The organism is Vallitalea sediminicola (assembly GCF_054408565.1).
Map to the genome: position 1 here is coordinate 147168 of NZ_BTPT01000069.1, position 20293 is coordinate 167460.

At 29.8% G+C, this 20293-nt stretch carries 18 protein-coding genes; 1 reads left to right on the top strand and 17 read right to left on the bottom strand.

Translation table 11 applies throughout. The features are described from left to right. Window positions 1-12: 12 nt before the first annotated feature. The 4 genes from mutL to ACX6CF_RS22575 all read right to left on the bottom strand — a co-directional run bounded on the left by mutL (window position 13) and on the right by ACX6CF_RS22575 (window position 6675). Entirely contained in the window at window positions 13-2013 is a 2001-nt protein-coding gene (gene mutL / locus ACX6CF_RS22560; protein WP_458787635.1) for a DNA mismatch repair endonuclease MutL, read from the bottom strand. A gap of 15 nt (window positions 2014-2028) precedes the next feature. After that, window positions 2029-4701: a DNA mismatch repair protein MutS gene (mutS, locus tag ACX6CF_RS22565; RefSeq protein WP_458787636.1), complete on the bottom strand. Its 2673-nt coding sequence runs from the start codon at window positions 4699-4701 to the stop codon at window positions 2029-2031. Window positions 4702-4771: 70 nt separating this feature from the next. After that, complete coding sequence (gene miaB / locus ACX6CF_RS22570; protein ID WP_458787637.1) at window positions 4772-6178, bottom strand: tRNA (N6-isopentenyl adenosine(37)-C2)-methylthiotransferase MiaB; 1407 nt, start codon at window positions 6176-6178, stop codon at window positions 4772-4774. A 122-nt stretch (window positions 6179-6300) separates the two neighbouring features. After that, window positions 6301-6675, bottom strand: a complete 375-nt coding sequence (locus ACX6CF_RS22575; RefSeq protein ID WP_458787638.1) for a hypothetical protein — start codon at window positions 6673-6675, stop codon at window positions 6301-6303. Between the two features lie 204 nt (window positions 6676-6879). Between ACX6CF_RS22575 and ACX6CF_RS22580 the strand changes: the two genes are divergently transcribed. Beyond that, window positions 6880-7974 (top strand): ribonuclease H-like domain-containing protein, encoded by a 1095-nt coding sequence (locus ACX6CF_RS22580; protein ID WP_458787639.1) that lies wholly within the window; start codon window positions 6880-6882, stop codon window positions 7972-7974. Here ACX6CF_RS22580 and ACX6CF_RS22585 read toward each other — a convergent pair. The 13 genes from ACX6CF_RS22585 to ACX6CF_RS22645 form a co-directional block, all read right to left on the bottom strand. Further along, window positions 7969-8754 carry a CheR family methyltransferase gene (locus ACX6CF_RS22585; RefSeq protein WP_458787640.1) on the bottom strand — a complete coding sequence of 262 codons (786 nt, stop codon included), beginning with the start codon at window positions 8752-8754 and terminating at the stop codon, window positions 7969-7971. The two genes, ACX6CF_RS22580 and ACX6CF_RS22585, sit on opposite strands and share 6 nt — an antisense overlap. A 183-nt stretch (window positions 8755-8937) precedes the next feature. Further along, window positions 8938-10086, bottom strand: a complete 1149-nt coding sequence (gene rpsA, locus ACX6CF_RS22590) for a 30S ribosomal protein S1 (RefSeq protein WP_458787641.1) — start codon at window positions 10084-10086, stop codon at window positions 8938-8940. Further along, a complete protein-coding gene (gene ispH, locus ACX6CF_RS22595) occupies window positions 10067-10912 on the bottom strand; it encodes a 4-hydroxy-3-methylbut-2-enyl diphosphate reductase (RefSeq protein ID WP_458787642.1) in 846 nt (281 codons plus the stop codon). Before ispH ends, rpsA begins: the two co-directional genes overlap by 20 nt. Before the next feature lie 24 nt (window positions 10913-10936). Continuing rightward, window positions 10937-11599: a (d)CMP kinase gene (gene cmk / locus ACX6CF_RS22600; RefSeq protein ID WP_458787651.1), complete on the bottom strand. Its 663-nt coding sequence runs from the start codon at window positions 11597-11599 to the stop codon at window positions 10937-10939. A 208-nt stretch (window positions 11600-11807) separates the two neighbouring features. Beyond that, entirely contained in the window at window positions 11808-12167 is a 360-nt protein-coding gene (gene aroH / locus ACX6CF_RS22605) for a chorismate mutase (protein ID WP_458787643.1), read from the bottom strand. Between the two features lie 32 nt (window positions 12168-12199). Then, the gene (locus ACX6CF_RS22610) at window positions 12200-13432 is read right to left on the bottom strand and encodes a BaiN/RdsA family NAD(P)/FAD-dependent oxidoreductase (protein WP_458787644.1); all 1233 of its coding nucleotides are present in this window, start codon (window positions 13430-13432) and stop codon (window positions 12200-12202) included. Between the two features lie 28 nt (window positions 13433-13460). After that, window positions 13461-14381, bottom strand: a complete 921-nt coding sequence (locus ACX6CF_RS22615) for a MurR/RpiR family transcriptional regulator (protein ID WP_458787645.1) — start codon at window positions 14379-14381, stop codon at window positions 13461-13463. A 221-nt stretch (window positions 14382-14602) separates the two neighbouring features. Next, entirely contained in the window at window positions 14603-16012 is a 1410-nt protein-coding gene (locus ACX6CF_RS22620; protein WP_458787646.1) for an oxaloacetate decarboxylase subunit alpha, read from the bottom strand. Between the two features lie 82 nt (window positions 16013-16094). Next, complete coding sequence (locus ACX6CF_RS22625; RefSeq protein WP_458787647.1) at window positions 16095-17270, bottom strand: sodium ion-translocating decarboxylase subunit beta; 1176 nt, start codon at window positions 17268-17270, stop codon at window positions 16095-16097. Window positions 17271-17301: 31 nt separating this feature from the next. Then, window positions 17302-17682 (bottom strand): biotin/lipoyl-containing protein, encoded by a 381-nt coding sequence (locus ACX6CF_RS22630; protein ID WP_458787648.1) that lies wholly within the window; start codon window positions 17680-17682, stop codon window positions 17302-17304. A gap of 74 nt (window positions 17683-17756) precedes the next feature. Continuing rightward, the gene (locus ACX6CF_RS22635) at window positions 17757-18053 is read right to left on the bottom strand and encodes an OadG family transporter subunit (RefSeq protein WP_458787649.1); all 297 of its coding nucleotides are present in this window, start codon (window positions 18051-18053) and stop codon (window positions 17757-17759) included. Window positions 18054-18069: 16 nt separating this feature from the next. After that, complete coding sequence (locus ACX6CF_RS22640; RefSeq protein WP_458787652.1) at window positions 18070-19521, bottom strand: acyl-CoA carboxylase subunit beta; 1452 nt, start codon at window positions 19519-19521, stop codon at window positions 18070-18072. Between the two features lie 187 nt (window positions 19522-19708). Further along, window positions 19709-20269 carry a tRNA (mnm(5)s(2)U34)-methyltransferase gene (locus ACX6CF_RS22645; protein ID WP_458787650.1) on the bottom strand — a complete coding sequence of 187 codons (561 nt, stop codon included), beginning with the start codon at window positions 20267-20269 and terminating at the stop codon, window positions 19709-19711. Window positions 20270-20293 lie beyond the last annotated feature (24 nt).

A 20293-nucleotide genomic window follows, 5' to 3' on the forward strand; every position in this document is an offset into this window, starting at 1 on the left:
ATCCACTCCTAATTATTGTATTCTTTTGAATTTCTTTTCTAGCTCATATTTAGTCATAGAAATAATAGTGGGTCTGCCATGTGGACACGTAAAAGGATTTTCAATTTCCAGTAATTCATCAAATAATTTTTCATATTCCATCACTGATAATTTATCATGTGCTTTTACTGCTGCTTTACATGCCATAGTTGCTATATCATTTCTAATTACATTGTATTTATCAGGATCATAATGTTCATTAAGACTATCCAATATTTCAATAAACTGCTTATCACTTAAAGATTTATTAAATATATATGGCACACTTCTTATTGCATAGGCATCCTTGCCAAATTCTTCTATTTCAAAACCTAAGTCACTAAATAGTTGTTTATAATCCTTGATCAGCTGTTTTTCTCTAATAGATACCTGTATAATAATTGGTTGTAGGAGACCTTGTGACATTATATCCATATTTCTTAACTTATTCATTAAACGTTCATACAACACTCTTTCGTGAGCTGCATGTTGATCAATGATATATAATTTTTCCTCTAGTTCCACAATCCAATAAGTATTAAATAGCTGACCTATTATTTTGTAACTCTTAATAGCTTTGGCATCAGCAATTTTATCATCAAATAACACAGCTTGTTCTGCAACATATTTTGGTTTAGGAGATGATTCATTATTTTTATCATCAATTATTGCTGTTTTGGTTTCATTGGTTAGATTATTATTACTAATGATTTCTGGCTGCTGTACCATCTTATTCTCTGTACTTTCTCTATTAATCCGTTCTTGAGTGTCAAGATTCAATTCCTTCAATACTTTTTTATTAGTTAATTCAGAATTCTTCTTGAATGTGTTTATAAGACTACTATTATTGTGTTCATAGTCATTTGTTTTCTCTCTTAGAAAATCTTTTCTCATTTCATCTAATCTATTTTTTTCAAAAGGTTCTGGAATAGAAACATCTTTATTAATGTTATTTGTTTTTTTAATCTCTCTTTGTCCATTATTCAATGATACTTCCGGAATAAGATCAACTTTTCTTAGCGCTTCATAGATACCGTTTTTGATGGCTTCATAAATAATCGATTCATTATGGAATCTAACTTCCATCTTGGTAGGATGAACGTTTACATCAATCAATTCAGGATTTATTTTTATATAAAATGCTGTAAATGGATATCTATGAACTGTTAATTTAGTTTTATAACCTTCTTCAATAGCTTTCATAATGATTTTACTTTTTATATAACGACCATTTATATAATAGTTTTCATAATTCCTAATTGCACGACTAATCTTAGGTTTACCAATAAAACCTTTAATCTCAAAGTCATCCTTGTTAATTTCTATAGGAATACTATTTTTAACTATCTCTTTACCATAAATATTAAAAATACAATCCTTAAGAACATTATTTCCAGAAGTATGTAATTTTATAGTATTATTGTATATAAATTTAAAAGATATGCCAATATTACCGAGTGCCAGTTTATTAATGAACTCACTAATATAAGCTCCTTCTGTTGCAGGTTTCTTGAGAAATTTTCGTCTTGCCGGAATATTAAAAAATAGATTCTTAATAATTATAGTTGTACCTTCAGGACATCCTATTTCTTCATTACTTATTTCTTGTCCACCTTCTATTACGTACCTTATGCCTGTTATATCATCATATGTCTTAGTTATAACTTCAACTTGAGATACTGCCGCAATACTAGCAAGGGCTTCACCTCTAAATCCCAATGAAGATATTGTTATCAAATCTTCTATTGATTTAATTTTGCTTGTTGAATGTCTAATAAACGCAGTATGAATATCTTCTTTTGAAATTCCTTTACCATTATCTGTAATACGAATAAAAGATATTCCTCCTTCTTTTATTTCAACTGTTATAGCACTAGCACCAGCATCAATAGAATTTTCAACTAATTCTTTTACAACGGAAGATGGTCTTTCTACTACTTCACCTGCTGCAATTTTATTAATAGTATTTTGGTCTAACAATTTTATTTCAGGCATTATGACACTTCCTTCCTAGATTAAGGCTTTCTTATGCAATTCATATAGCTTATTTAATGCATCCATAGGTGTCATTTCTACTATATTTAAACTCTTTATATCATCGATTAATTCATTATAATTACCCATTACATCAAATAATCCTAATTGTACCGGCTCTGATTCTTGTTGATTTGAAACTTCTATACCTATTTCTTCTTCCTTGATAGTTGCTATTTCTGCCACTGCATCTTTACATACAACTTTGGTATTTTTAGCAATGTCTGCATCACTAAGTTCAGATAATAGAACTTTTGCTCTATCAATAACATCTAGTGGTACACCAGCAAGCTTAGCAACCTGTACACCATAGCTATTGTCTGTACTACCTTTTATAATCTTACGTAAGAAGATTATATCATCACCTTTTTCTTTCACAGAAATACAATAATTCTGTACACCATCAACTTTACCTTCTAATTCTGTAAGTTCATGATAATGAGTAGCAAATAACGTCTTAGCTCCAATTTTCCTTTTATTCACTATGTACTCAACAACGGACCACGCAATACTTAGACCATCAAAAGTACTAGTACCTCGCCCTATCTCGTCAAGAATAAGTAGACTATCACTTGTAGCATTTCTAAGTATATTCGCTACTTCAGTCATTTCTACCATAAAAGTACTTTGTCCAGAAGCTAGATCATCAGAAGCTCCAACCCTAGTAAAAATACGATCTACTATCCCTATATGAGCTTCACCAGCTGGCACAAAGCTACCTATTTGTGCCATTAAAACAATAAGAGCAACTTGTCTCATATAAGTTGATTTTCCTGCCATATTAGGACCAGTAATTATTGAAAATCTACTATCATCTTTATTGAGATATGTATCATTTGAAATAAACATTTCATTATTCATCATTTTTTCTACAACTGGATGACGTCCATCTTTTATATCAATAGCACCGTCATTACTTAATACAGGACGCACATAATTATATTTTATGGCTATATCTGATAGTGACGTAATAACATCAAGTATCGCAACCTTATACGCAGTATCTTTAATTCTTTCAACTTCTTGTGCTACTTTATTTCGAAGTTCTACAAACAATTCATACTCAAGAGCAACTATTTTTTCTTCTGCTCCCATAATAGTATTCTCCATTTCCTTTAATTCTGGAGTTATGTATCTTTCCGAATTAGCTAAAGTTTGTTTTCTTACATATCTATCTGGAACTAGATTCAAGTTAGACTTTGTTACATCTATGTAGTAACCAAATACTTTATTAAATTTTATCTTAAGGTTTTTAATACCTGTCAATTCTTTTTCTTTTGCTTCTAATTCTGCTATCCATTGCTTTCCTCTTGTACCTGCTTCTCTAAGTTTATCTACTTGAGGATGATACGATTCTTTTATGATACCACCATCTTTTACAGATATAGGAGGATCATTAATTATTCCTTTATCTATTAAATCATATAAGTCTCTTAGATCATCAAATGTATTTTTTATTTTGGTAATATAGTTGGCACTACATTCATTTAATAATTTTTTAATAAAAGGCAACATTTCAAGTGATGTTTTAAATGCTATTAAATCCCTGCAATTAGCGGTTTTCAGACTTATTTTACTCATAAGTCTTTCCAAATCATATATAGGGTTCAAGAACTCTTTTAATTCTTCACTTATAATTGGTTTATTTTTTAATTCCTCAACTCCATCAAGCCTATCTTCTATATTCGTTCTTGAAAGTAGTGGTTGTTCTATCCATTTTCTTAGTAATCTAGAACCCATTGCAGTTTTAGTTTTATCTAAAACCCATAATAAAGAACCTCTTCGTTCTTTTTCACGTAATGTCTCAACTAATTCTAGATTACGTTTTGATGATAAGTCAACCATCATATAGGAATCTGTTAGATATGGGGTTAGTTTCGTTATATGTGCTATATTGCTTTTTTGAGTTCTATATAGATACTCTAATAATGAACCAACAGCACAAACCCCATAACCAAATTCTTTTATTCCTAAACCATCTATTGTACCAACACCAAATTGTTCTTTTATATTACCAACACATCTACTGTAATCAAAATACCATTCTTCTTCTTCACTGATATATACATGAAATCTATCTTTTAATTCTCTAATTAAATTAGCACAAATTATAACATCTTTATTACAAATAATCTCAGTAGGAACGAACTTTCCTATTTCATCTATGAGTTTTCGCTCATTATTTACTTCTGTAACAAGAAAATCTCCAGTAGTAATATCTACAAGAGCAACTCCATAATCTTCTTTATTACCAAATATACTCATTAAGTAATTATTTTTAGATTCGTCAAGAGATTGCATATTAAGGTTAGTACCTGGAGTAACTATTCTAACAACATCTCTTTTAACGATGCCTTTAGCTTGTTTTGGATCTTCTACTTGTTCACATATAGCTACTTTATAACCTTTTTTTATTAGTTTATTTATATAGTTCTCTGATGAATGATGAGGAACACCACACATTGGAGCCCTATCTGCTTGTCCACAATCTCTACCTGTCAATGTAATTCCTAATTCTTTTGATGCTAATTTTGCATCTTCAAAAAACATCTCATAGAAATCACCTAATCTAAAAAATAATATACAATCATCATATTGTTCCTTTAGATCCATATACTGTTGCATCATAGGTGATAATTTATCCTTCATTAGTAACCTCTTTTCATATAGTAGTTTATTATTGTGTTATTATATTTAAAAACTATTAGTTTAATTATCTTTAATTAACTTGCTCGCCTATTAAATAGTACCCTTTTGATTCTATTATCTTAACAGGTACAATTTTACCAATTAGATCTTTATTTCCTTTAAAGTGTACTAAATGATTACTTCCTAATCTACCAGATACAAGATTATCATTTTTTCTATTAACCTGTTCAACCAATATATCATAAGTAAATCCTACTTTTTCAGCACTTTTTTTAGATACTATTCCATTTAGAACTTCTAATAATCTGTTAAAACGTTCTTTTGCTACATTTTCAGGCACTTGATTTTCCATAGTTGCAGCTGGCGTACCAGTTCTAATTGAATACAGGAATGTAAATGCATTATCAAATTCAACTTTCTTGACTACATCCAATGTGTCTAAGAAATCTTCTTCTGTCTCACCTGGAAATCCAACAATGATATCAGTGGTAAGACCAGCATCTGGACGTGCAGCTTTTATTTTCTTTACTAATTCCAGATAACTTTCTTTCGTGTATCTCCTATTCATCTTTTTAAGAATATTTGTGCTACCAGATTGAAATGGTAAATGAATATGATCACATAATTTCTTAGAATTCTTTATTACTTCTATTAGCTCATCTGATAAATCTTTTGGATGAGATGTCATAAATCTTATACGTTCAAGACCTTCTATTCTTTCGATTTCTTCTATCAATTTAGCAAAAGTAAGAGGATTGTCCAAGTTTTTACCATAAGAATTAACGTTTTGACCAAGTAGCGTGATTTCTTTTACACCATCAGCAACAAGTTCTTTAATTTCACCAATAATATCTTCTGGTTTTCTACTTCTTTCTCTACCTCTTACATAAGGTACTATACAATAAGTACAAAAATTATTACAACCAAACATCACATTGATACTTGATTTGAATTTGAATTTTCTGATACTAGGTAAATCTTCTACTATTTCTTTATAATTCTCCCATATATCAATAACCATTTTACCAGTATCTAATCTTGTTTGAATTAACTCTGCTAATTTATATAAATTGTGGGTGCCAAATAAAATATCCACATGCTTATGAGCTCTTTTAATTTCCTTTAAAACTGTATCCTGTTGCATCATACAACCACATAGGGCAATCAACATTCCTGGCTTATGCTTTTTATTGTTTTTTAATGAACCAAGTCTACCATATACTTTTAACTCAGCATTTTCTCTAACACAACAAGTATTGTATATAACAAAATCTGCATCCTTTTCTTCTTCAGTAGGTATATAACCTATTTGTTCTAATATTCCTTTTAGTTTTTCCGAATCATGGGCATTCATTTGGCAACCAAAAGTTGATACAAAATACTTAAGTCCTTTACCTTTTATTTGCTTAGATAGTTTGTCCATTATTCGTTTTTGCCTTAAACTTTCTTCATGTGATATGTCTAGAGTCTTATTCATTTTATTCCTCCACTATCCATCTATTAAATATTATTCTATATATAGTTTCTTTTATCGTTTGATATTTTAATTTTTATAGATATTAGTATTTTACATAATATAAAAGATTTTTTCAACAGTTGTTAATCATCATTTTCAAATTCATCATTGTTATTTTTTTTATTATCGTATTTTTTTTCAAATTCTTTATATATCTCATCAAAGCAGTTGGTATTTCTTTTTTTAGCGCAATGTCTACTCTTTTTGCTACATGGGCTTCTAGCATTTAAACAATTATTCAATTCTCTCTTAGATTTAACTAACCCAGATGCACTTAGTCCTGTATACAAGCCAATAACTATACATGATTTTGAATTTGTTGAGCATAGTATCATGCCAAGAGCTAGTCCAATAACTAAATTGATAAATGGTATATATCTACTTGGAACCCCTGTTAATCTAATAGCTTCACCTATACCAGCTATCAGTGGTATCAGTATCAGATATGAGTATTCCATAACTTGTCCCTCCTTTTACTTTCTTAATACATTATATGCTGTAATTAATTAAAAGGTGTACAAGCTCTATATATTATACCACATACATGACTGCTGAAACTATTTAAAATCCTATAATAATTGATTAAATAATTAAATTAGCTTATACTGTAAATATACTTTTAATTTAGTCACTTTGCTTCAATTAGCAACAAGGAGAAATTTATGATAATAGTAAATAAAAAGATCAAAACAAATATAGATATGTTAATAAAAAGATATGACAACCTTGATGATTTATTATTATTTGACATAGAAACTACGGGATTTTCATTTAGAAAAAATATTATTTATCTAATTGGTTGTATATATTTTGTGAATAATGAACCTATCTTAATCCAATGGCTCGCTGAAAATGAAAACGATGAATACGCCCTACTATATGAATTTATAAAATTCAGCAACAATTACAAACGTATAATACATTATAATGGTACTTCATTTGATATACCTTTTGTAACTAAAAAAGCACTACTTTATAATATAAAAAACAATCTTTCATCTATAAGTAATATTGATATATATAAATTAATACGACCATGTAAACATATATTAAATCTTGAGAATTGCAAATTAAAAACAATTGAAAAATATCTAAAAATATATAGGAAAGATACTTTTACAGGTGGAGAATTAATTCAACAATACATACACTACACACAATCAAAAAACGATACAGAGAAAACTAATTTATTACTACACAACGAAGAGGACTTATTAGGACTTATTAAAGTAATTGAAATACTAGACTACGTAGATATATATAATAATTTAAGAACCAACAATTTATCATATACCGTTGAGGATATTAATATTAATATTGATGAACTACTTATTACCATATATCTTTCTGTAGATATAGAAATTCCTTTTATTTATAGTTTTACATATAATAATCATTATATAAGTATAACTAATAAAAATATAGTAATAAAAATCCCCCTTATTGAGGATGAATTAAAATTTTTCTTTGATAATTATAAGAACTATTATTATATATGTTCCGAGGATCAAGCTGTTCATAAAAACGTTGCAAAATACATTGACAAATCTAATAAGATAAAGGCCACAAGCGAAACATGTTACATAAAAAAAAGAGGTATATTCATACCTCTACTTGATACCTATATATTAAAAAATGAAAAAATATTTTATTTATCTAAAAAAAACAAAAGCAGATATGTACAATTACAAGATGACATTCAAAACAATACTGTATTTATAGAAAATTTATATACTAGTATACTTAAGAAATTATAATTCATCAAGTTTTTTATAAAAAAATGATTTGAGAGATGTAAATTTATACTCAACTGATTGGATAATCTGTTCTGTACTACCAACAAACAATATTGCATCTTTCTTCATTGCTTTATTGAAATCTTTATATATGCTATCTTTTGCTTCATCAGTAAAATAAATTAGAACATTACGGCATACTATTAAGTCACAATTACTTGGGTAATTATCTTTTAATAAATTCAATTGCTTAAATTCTATGCATTTTTTTATATCATCAGTTACTTGATAGGAATTACCCACTTGTCTAAAGAATTTTGTTTTAAATTCTTGTGGTAAGCCAATTAAACTCTTGTCTTTATATAATCCCATTCTCGCTTTCTCTAATACTTGTTTATCTATATCTGTAGCTACAATTTTTATTTTGTTTAGAGGAATAAATTTACTTAATACCATTGCTAAAGAATATGGTTCATCGCCTGTAGAACATGCTGCGCTCCATATTTTTAGGTTACCGGAAAATTTATCTATTAAATAAGGTATAATATCTTTTTCTAGAACTTGCCATTGAGTAGGATTCCTATAGAATTCTGATACATTAATAGTCAAATAGTTAATAAATTCTTCATATATCTTTTTATCTTTCTTTAATATATCAACAAATTCTTGATAGCTATTTGCATTGTTCTTCCTTATTAATGAATCTATACGCCTTTTCATTTGTCTTTCTTTATAAGCGTTTAAATCAATTTTAGAGAGTCTAAAAACGGCATCTTTAAAATCTTCATAATTTTCAATCACTATTTTATCCTTCTCCTTTATTCTGTCAAATATAGTTTTCCTAGATACAAATCTTATTTCTTATGTATTATTCATTTTTAATTATATTAGGTTATATTTTGATTTTTTGTAAAAACAAGAATGATAAAGAAAACTACAAAAAATACTCTAGAATACTTTTTGCAGCTTTTTTTATCTCATATATTATTCTTCTGATGCATCAACTGATTCCTCAGTATTAACTTCTTCTTTTACATCTTTAGTATCAGCTTCTTTAGTTTTATCATCTTGAAGAGCTTTAATACTCAAACTAATTTTCTTAGATTCTTGATTGAAATCTAATACTTTGGCAGTAATCTTTTGACCAATTTTTAGTTCATCAGATGGTTTTTCAACGTGTTTTTTAGCTATTTGAGATACATGCAATAATGCATCAACTCCTGGTTCTAATTCAATAAAAGCACCGAAGTCTGTCATTCTTGCTACAACACCTTCAACTACATTATCAATAGCGTATTTAGTAGCAGCATCATTCCAAGGATTTTCTTCATCAAATTTCATAGATAAAGATACTTTATTCTTATCAGTATCAATACCGATGATTCTAACTCTTACTTTATCTCCTACTTTAACAACATCACTAGGTTTTTTAACTCTTCCCCAAGACATTTGTGAGATATGAATTAAACCATCAATACCATCAATATTAACAAATGCTCCATAATCTGTTACATTTTTAATATTTCCTGTAGCAACCATACCAACTTCGATTTTATCCATTGCTTCTTTTATTCTATTTTGTCTATCTGCTAATAATAATTGTTTTCTATTACCAATTATTCTACCTTTTTTAAGATTAAATTCACTAATGACAAATGTAATTTCTTGTCCTATGAAGTCTCTTAAATTGTCTACATATTCATCTGATACTAAAGAAGCTGGAATAAATATTCTAACTTCATCAACAATAGCTACTAATCCACCTGCAAGAACAAGTGAAACTTTTGCAGTCAGATGATCTTTATTCTTGTAGTATTCTTCTATCTTACTAAGCCCTTGCTCTGCAAGTATTCTTTTATAAGTAAGTAGTACTTGTCCTTCACCATCGTTTACACGTAAAACTTTAACCTTGATTTTGTCCCCTGATTTCACAGTTTCTCTCAGTTCAATTTCAGGATAGTTTGAGTATTCGCTTTTAGGTATAATACCATCAGACTTGTACCCAATATTAACAAAAACTTCATTATCATTAACATCTATAACTGTCCCTTCAACTATTTCTCCCCTGTGAATTGATTTTAGGGATTGTTCTAACATTTCCTCAAAACTAATTTCATTCTGTACTTCTGACATGTGTAATAACCTCCTGAATAATGTTCTTTGGAGTTGAAGCTCCAGCTGTAATTCCTATTATCTCATTTCTACTAAAAACAAGCAACTCCAAATCTTCTATAGTTTCAATATGATATGTATTATCACATTGATTCTTGCATAATTGGTATAACTTTTTAGTATTAGAACTATGCTTACCACCTATCACCAGCATTTTATCTACACTACCGGATAGTTTTATGGCTTCTTCTTGTCTATCTCTTGTTGCTGTACATATTGTATCTTTTATATCTACATGATACCCTTTATCTAAAAATATTTCAATTATTTCTTGGAATTTAAGATAATTGAGTGTTGTTTGAGCAACAATACAGATATTTTCATCTGTAGGTAATTGAAGTTTTTTTGCATCCTCTATACTTTCTATAATAAATGCTTTTGATGCACTCCAACCTTTTATCCCAATAACTTCTGGATGGTCAGGGTCACCAACTATAATTATAGTATCACCCTTTTTACTATAATCATTTACAATACGATGAATTTTCTTAACATAAGGGCATGTAGCATCAATAATTGAAAATCCATTGTCTTTAATATAATTATATATTTGTTCTTCAACACCGTGGGATCTTATAATAACTTTGCCCTTTGGTAATTTCAGAAGTTCTTCCATTTTATTTATAACTTTGACACCTTTATCTTCCAATTCTTCAACTACTTGTAAATTATGAATAATTGGTCCATATGTATATAACGGTTTATTATCAATATTATCATATACACTTTTTACTGCTCTATCTACTCCAAAACAAAATCCAGCAGATTTTGCTACTATTACTTCCATTAGTATCTTCCTTTCAAATAATAATTAATAATTATTATTTATCATTTTAAGGATTTCATTAACTACTTCATCAATAGATAGATTGGATGTATCCACTTCTTTAGCATCATCTGCTTTTTTAAGTGGCGCAAATTCTCTATTCATATCTCTATAGTCTCTTTTATTAATCTCATCTTTTATTGATTCTAAGTCCCTAGATATACCTTTTTCTATTAGTTCTTTATGGCGTCTTTCAGCTCTTATTTCAACACTTGCTGTAAGATAAATCTTAGTTGTCGCATTAGGTAATACATAAGTACCTATATCTCTACCATCCATAACAACACTCTTTTTACTTGCAAGGTTTCTTTGCAACTCAACTAGTTTTAAACGCACATTTTTATTTACCGAGATTTCAGATGCCATTTTACCTACCTCTTCATCTCTAATAAATTCATTGACATTTTCATCATTAAGTATTACTTGCTGCTCACCATCTATATAGCTAATACTAATGTCAATATCATCTAATATATTATTAATAGTATCATTTTGATCACTTAATATATTATTCCTAATACAGTAAAGACCAAAAGCTCTATACATCGCACCAGTATCTACATATATAATATCTAGTTTCTTAGCAATCTTTTTGGCTATGGTGCTTTTTCCCGCACCAGCTGGTCCATCAATCGCTATGTTAATTATATCCACAACATTACCCTCCATAATAATATTGTCACCAATAATAAACTATAAACTGTATTCATCAAACTGTCAATACAAAGTTTTATTAATAAGAGATAAAATTATAATTATTTATTTCTTATTTTATCTTCTATTACAGTTTTACCTAGTATTCAACCTTTTTAACGTTAACTCAGTAAATTAGTTTTATATGGTAATTTATTTAATTCTACCTATCTAGTAAATCAGGTCTTAATCTTTTTGCTTTTTTCAGGTAGATATGTTTAACTTCATTTTGTGATTTATCAATATTAGCATTTACCATAACCCTTATACACATCTCTAAACTATTCTCAACATACATTTCACTAACACACATTAACGATGCATCTACAATGCCAAGCTCTCTTGCACCAACAGCAGGATATGCGGCAGTTAGATCTTTCGTTGCTGAAAAAATGATAGATATTATTTGGTTAATACTAATATTATTACTAATTAATATATCTTTTAGTAATGTTTTTGTATCATTTATAATATTTTCTCTAGTATTGGTATCAATAGTAATTGCTCCTCTTATGGAAACCATTTTTTCACTCCTATACTTTAAAATAATTAAAGCTATGATTCACTTATAGCCAACCCTGCAAGATAACCTGTAGAAAATGCTATTTGTAAATTAAATCCTCCAGTTAATGCATCAAGATCAAGTACTTCTCCTATAAAATATAACCCATTAACTTTTTTAGATTCCATGGTATTGGGATTAATCTCTTTCACACTAATTCCTCCACAAGTAATTATTGCTTCATTATAATCTCTTGTTCCTATAATATGACACGTTAAATTTTTAATCAAATTTACTAATTTCAATCTTTCTTCTTTAGAAATTTGATCTACCTTTTTTTCTTCATCAATACCAGATAATTTAATAATTATAGGTATTAATTTCTTTGGTAATAAATCATCTAATGCATTTTTAAACTGTTTACGCATATATTTATTAAAATCCTTCAATACTCGATTATCAAGTTTTTTAATATCAAGAGAAGGTTTTAAATCCATTGTTAAACTCATATCTTTGCCTTTATATGGAATAACGGATCTACTAGCTGATAAAATCAATGGTCCAGTTACTCCAAAATGAGTAAATAGCATTTCTCCAAAATTCTCATAAATAATTTTATCTCCTGTTTTTATATTGATTTTTACATTTCTAAGAGATAGTCCTTGCAATTCTTTAATCCAATTTTCTTTTGTTACTAGAGGTACCAGTGAAGGATGTGTATCACTAACTGTGTGATTAACCTTGCCTGCAAACTTAAACCCATCACCTGTTGATCCTGTAGAAGAATATGACAGTCCACCAGTAGCTATTATTATACTATCGCCTTCTATATACGAACCATTTTGTAATTTTATACCTTTTAATATATCATTTTCAACTTTAATATCTTTCACTCTAGAATTATAGTGTATAGATATACCCAATCTATCCATTTCTCTTGTAAGTGCAGATATAACATCAGATGATTTATCAGAAACAGGAAATACCCTATTCCCTCTTTCAATTTTAGTTTTTAACCCTATATCATTAAAAAATTCAATTAACATATAACTGCCAAAAGAGTAAAATGCACTATATAAAAACTTTCTATTAGTAGTAACATTCTCAAGTAATTCTTCTACATCAGTAGCATTCGTTATATTACATCTACCTTTACCTGTTATATATAATTTTTTACCACATTTCTCATTTCTCTCAAAGAGGTGGACTTCACAACCATTTCTCGCAGCAATTATTGCTGCCATCATGCCTGATGGTCCACCTCCTACTACTAAAACTTTTTTCAATGCTCATTCAAGTCCTTTCGCATACTAGTTATTCTGATTTGTCAGTGTTGCTTTTTGGTTGGATATTATAATTCATGCTATAATCTTCATCGTTATCATATACTTGATATTCATTCCATACTTTTTCTAAGTTTTCTAGGGTATCTAATACTTCATCTTTTTTCTTAATACATAATGCCACTATTAATGCATTAATCAAACTAAGTGGCGCAACTAGTGAATCAACAAATGAAGCCATATCACTTCTAGCTATAAGACTACAATCAGCAAATTGTATTAAAGGTGATAAGTAACTGTCTGTTATTGCGATTACTTTAGCATCTCTATTTTTAGCAAATTCCATAGCTTTTTTTGTGCGTTTTGAATATCTTGGAAAACTTATTCCTATAACTACATCTTCTGGACCTATTCTGTATATTTGTTCAAACATTTCACTTACACTGTTTGTGTGAATTAATTTAGTATTATCAAATATTAAATTAAAGTAGAAGCCTAGAAAACCAGCTAATGAAGCACAACTTCTTACACCCAATATATATATTTTTCTAGCATCAAGTATCATCCCTGTTGCTTCATTAAATATATCCTCATCTATTTCTTCTAATGTATGCTTAATCTTTTCTGCATCTGATTGTAAAACTGATTTTAATACATGATTTTTATCAATTCTATCTGATGTAACCTCAACTCTTTGGAACGAAGTTAATTTGGTTTTAACTAATTCTTCAAGGGCTCTTTGAAGTTTTGGATAACCATCATAGCCAAGTTCATTAGCAAATCTCACTACAGTTGATTCACTGACACCTACTATTTTACCTAGTTTTGCAGCAGTAAGAAAAACCGCTTTTTCATAATGTTCTAATATATAATTTGCTAATAATTTTTGCCCTTTACTAAGTTTTGGATAGGAATTATTAATCCTTTTCATCAAATCATTTTGTCTATGCATATTAATACCTCTCTAACAATTATTAATCTTCTCTAATTACTATATCTTGTATAGAATATTAGACCATCTTTTCTTTTGTTGATTAATATCATTATATATTAATCAAAATAATTTTACAATACGTTTTAATCAATAAAATATGCATATACAAAAGTAATAATGCTTAGAGTTCAAAAAAATAAAACCAGTACCAAAAAGGTACCAGTTTTATTATCTTAGATTTATACAGGGTATACCTTATTATCTTTATCTGCCATATTAGGATCTACTTTAGTTTGCTGTGCTTCTCTGTATTTGAAGAAATCTTCAGCTACTTGTGAGAATAATGCATAAGATAAAACATCTTCATCTTGTTGCTTATATTTCTTCATCTCAGATTCAATTTTCTTAAGCTCTGGCTTAATTAAATCAGCTGGACGACAAGTAATCTGTTTTTCATTTCCAATAATAATTTTCTTGATCTCATCACTAATTGGAACAGGAGTTCTTCCGTACTCGCCTTTAACTAAAGCTTTTGATTCTTTTGTTATCATCTTATATCTTTGACCAGAAAGAACATTAAGTACAGCTTGTGTTCCAACAATCTGACTTGATGGTGTAACAAGTGGTGGATAACCATAATCCGCTCTAACTCTTGGTATTTCTTCAAGAACATCATAGAATTTATCTTCTGCGTTTTGTTTTTGAAGTTGAGATACTAAGTTAGATAACATACCACCAGGTACTTGGTAAAGTAATGTCTTAATGTTAACACCTAATACTTTTGGATTCATTAATCCAGTTTCTAAAGCTTTTTCTCTTTGTGGTCTGAAATAATCAGCTATATCTGATAATAGATCTTGATCAAAACCTGTATCATAAGGTGTTCCCTTGAATGTTTCTACCATAACTTCTGTAGCAGGTTGAGCTGTTCCCATTGAGAATGGTGACATTGCAGTATCAATGATATCTGCTCCCGCCTCAACAGCTTTTAAATAAGTCATTGCTGCAACACCACTAGTATAGTGAGCATGTAACTGAATTGGAACTTTTACAGTTTCTTTCAATGTCTTAACTAATTCTGTTGCTGAATATGGTACTAATAGTCCTGCCATATCTTTAATACAGATAGAGTCAGCACCCATTTCTTCTAATTGTTTTGCAAGTTTTGCATAATACTCTAATGTATGCACTTCACTTAGAGTATAAGAAATAGCAATCTGTGCATGACCGCCCTCTTTTTTAGTTGCATCTATTGCAGTTTTTAAATTTCTAGGATCATTTAAAGCATCAAAAATACGTAAAATATCTATACCGTTAGCAATAGTCTTTTGAACGAAATATTCTACTACATCATCAGCATAATGTCTATATCCTAAGATATTTTGTCCTCTTAGTAACATCTGCAATTTAGTATTTTTAAATCCATTTCTTAACTTTCTAAGTCTTTCCCATGGATCTTCCTTAAGGAAACGCAAGCAAGCATCAAATGTTGCTCCACCCCAACATTCAACTGAATGATATCCTACTTTGTCTAATTTCTCTACAATAGGAAGCATATCTTCAGTTCTCATTCTAGTGGCTATTAGTGATTGGTGAGCGTCTCTAAGTATGGTATCTGTAATTTTTACAGGTTTTTTATTCACAGCCATATCTTAAACCTCCTATAATCATTGACTTTCTATTATAAGTGAGTATAAGCCTATATTATACTTATATATTCATATCACTTAATTATTTATATAATGTTAAGAATACCCCAGCAGCAACTGCTGAACCTATAACACCTGCTACGTTAGGTCCCATAGCATGCATTAATAAGAAGTTTGTTGGGTTTTCTTTTTGTCCTACTTTTTGAACAACTCTAGCCGCCATCGGAACAGCTGATACACCAGCAGCTCCAATTAATGGGTTAAATTTACCGCCAGATAGTTTACACATAATCTTACCAAAAATTACTCCTGTAGCAGTACCAATTGCAAATGCAACTAATCCTAATGTTAATATTTTAAGAGTATCTATTGTTAAAAACTTTCCAGCACTTGCTGTAGCTCCAACAGTGATACCTAAGAATATTGTTACAATATACATAAGCGCATTAGAAGCTGTATCAGCAAGTTTTTCTGTAACACCAGAAACTTTTATAAGGTTACCAAACATAAGCATACCGATAAGTGGCGCTGTTGATGGTAAAATAAGTATAACTACTATGGTTACCACAATTGGGAATAAAATCTTTTCTAATTGTGATACTGGTCTTAATTGTTCCATTTTGATCATACGTTCTTCTTTAGTTGTTAAAGCCATCATAATTGGTGGTTGAATTATAGGTACTAATGACATATACGAATAAGCAGCAACCGCGATAGGACCTAGTAGCTCCTTAGCTAACTGAATTGTAGTGAATATAGCTGTAGGACCATCAGCTCCACCAATAATACCTATAGAAGCCGCTTGTTCAGGTGTAAATCCTAATATTAATGCACCAAAGAACGCAAAAAATATACCAAATTGAGCAGATGCACCTAATAAGAAACTTTTAGGATTTGCTAATAATGGTCCAAAGTCAGTCATAACTCCTACACCCATAAAGATTAATGGTGGGAATATACCAAGTTCGTCTCCTTGATATAAATAATGTAGTAATCCACCTATTTGATCTCCTACAGGTTCATTCATAACTCCACTTAAAGGCAAGTTAACTAACAACATACCAAATGAAATTGGTAATAATAATAATGGTTCATATTCTTTTTTAATAGCTAGATACATTAAAGTTAATGCTACAACTATCATAACTATATTTCGCCAAGCTTGTTCTTCAGCTGTAAATTTATCAATAATCCAGTAAATACCTGTATCTTGAACAAATCCGTACAAAGCGTCTCCAAGCCTACTCCAAAATTCCATTATCGAGTTACCTCCCTACTATGTTAAATTCTTAGTTTAGAGATACGATTAAATCTCCTGTCTCAACGCTTTGTCCTGCTGAAACATTTACTGAAGCAACTGTACCAGCTGCTGGAGCTACTACTTCATTTTCCATCTTCATAGCTTCAAGTATAGCAAGTACATCTCCTGCTTGAACTTTTTGTCCACCAGATACTTTAACATCTACAATCTTTCCTTGCATTGGAGCAGTTACTTTAGTAGCTCCTGCTGGAGCTGACGCTGCAGCTGCTGGTTTCTTTGCAGGTGCTGCTGCTCTATTAGGTACTGCTGTTGGTGCTGATACTACAGGAGTTGCAACTTGTCCGTTTCCTAATTCCTCTACAGCAACTTCGTATGTATTACCATTAACAGTAACTTGAAAATTTCTCATGATAAATCCTCCTATCAAATATTTGCTAACAATTTTTAACAAAAGTTTTTATTTAAAATTATTATCTCTCTAAACTACCATCTTGATCTATTTGAACCTATTTTTCTAAAAGATTTTACTTGCAATTTATCAGTTGTAGTATTAAGAGATGCTGCAATAGCAGCAGTGATAACAGCAACTAATTCTAAGTCGTCTGTTTCTTCTTCCACAGGTGCTTGTACAGGAAGAGGTTCTGGAACTACAACTTCTTTTTTATCAGGTTGTTTAATAAACTTAAAAGCCCATATAATTATGGCAATCAGTATAAGTACTGCAAATACTATACCCATTCCACTTATAAGCGCAATTACACCTTCAGATAAGTTACTCATATTAAATTCACCTCATTTAAACAGTTACATGTTTTTTTTCAGGTCTTGATTCTCTTTTGCTATATAGCATTTCTAATGCAACTATAACACGCTTTCTAGTAGCAGCTGGTTCAATAATATCATCAACATATCCTCTACTTGCTGCAGCATAAGGACTAGCTTGAAGTTCTTCATATTCTGCAGTTCTATTATTGATATCCTCTGTAGAGATACTTGAATTACTTAATTCATCTGCATACATAATTCTAACAGCAGAATCAGAATTCATCATAGATATTTTACTATTAGGCCATGCATATACAAAATCCGCTCCTATATGTTTGCTATTCATAGCAACATATGCAGTTCCAAAACCTCTACCTACAACAACGTTTATTTTTGGAACTGTTGCACTTGCGAAAGCGCAAAGTAATTTTGATACTAGTTTTGAGATACCTGCTTTTTCTTCTGCTACTGTAGCATTGTATCCAGCAACATCAGTTAAAGTTACAACAGGTATGTTAAAAGAATCACAAAAAGCAATAAATTTGGTGCCTTTTTCACACGCTGAAGAAGTTAATAACCCATCATTATCTGCACTTTGATTTGCTAATACACCTACAGTTTGTCCATTTAATCTAATAAAGCCTGTTATCATTGACTTAGCATAGTTAGCTTTAGTCTCAATGTACATATTATTATCAGCAATATGAGAAATAACTACTTTCATATCAATTCCTGCAGCTACATCTTCTGGAACCATTTCATTTAATTCGTTTGATACTCTATTGAGATCATCATTAGTATCAAATATTGGTGCTTCATCGAAATTGTTTGAAGGTAATAAACTGACAAAATTTCTTAAATCAGTTAATAAATTTCTCTCATCTTCACATACAAAATCAACAATGCCAGTTTCTTTAGAATGGAAATCAGCACTTGCTATAGTTTCTAATGTCTCTGATTTACTATCTAAAGAATTAGGACTATTAACAAATAAACTAGTAGCTTTCTTAGTCATGAATGTAAAATCTGATAAAGAAGGAATAATTGTAGCTCCTCCTCCACATGTACCAAGAACAGCTGTAATTTGTGGTACAACTCCTGATGCCAGCGTCTGTTTCAAGAAAATTTGTCCGAAACCATTAAGTGCATCTGTAGATTCTTGAAGTCTTACTCCTGTAGAATCAAGTAATGCGATGATTGGGGCACCCATTTTCATAGCCATATCATAAACAGCACATATTTTCTCAGCATGCATTTCACCTAATGCACCACCAAGGACTGTTACGTCTTGGCTGTATACGTATACTAATCTTCCTTCAATAGTACCATAACCAGTTACAACGCCATCAGCTGGAGTATCCTTAACACTTAAATTAAAATCAGTTGTACGGTGCTTTACGAACGCACCAACTTCAACAAAGCTATTAGTGTCAAGTAGTTCTTCAATTCTTTCTCTAGCCGTCAATTTAGAATCAGCATGTATCTTACTAATTGCTTCTTCTCTACCTGTTTCAATAACATTTCGACGGTTAGTGAGTTCATTGATCATGTTTTGAATACTCATGCATTAACCCTCCATTTTTATGTTTATGTAAAACAATGCAATCTTCACCAAGTATCATTTTACATTAATTCGTTGCAAATATCAAGTATAATTAAGAAATAAGCAACTATTTTTTCTTTACTAAATAAATAATGGGAGCATTCATCTTTCGATTTTCATAAGCAATGGATATTACATCATATGCCTTATTATTTAACTCTCCTAAATATTTATTTAATATATTTTTTTCTAACATGCCACCTTCATGTCCATAATATGAAATAATTGAAATCAAACCATTCTTTTGTAATAAATCCAGTATAGCTTCAATGGATTTAATGGTAGATTCAGGTTTTGTAATTATTTCTTTATTTCCTTTTGGAAGATAGCCTAAATTGAACATAGCAACTTTAACTGAACCCCCAACATAGTTTTTAACATATTCATGAGAATCCTTTATTAGTGTTACCCTATTTAATAATTTTCTTTCATCTAATTTTTCTTTTGTTAATTTAATTGCGATATCTTGAATATCGAAGCCATAGACTTTACCATTATCGCCAACTTGTTGTGCCAGAAAATCAGTATCATAACCATTTCCTATTGTAGCATCAATAACAGTATCACCTTCGTTAATGTAAGTTTTAACAATTTCTTGTACAGTTTCAGTGATTTTAGGTTCAAACATGTATTCACCTCCTAGTATAATAAT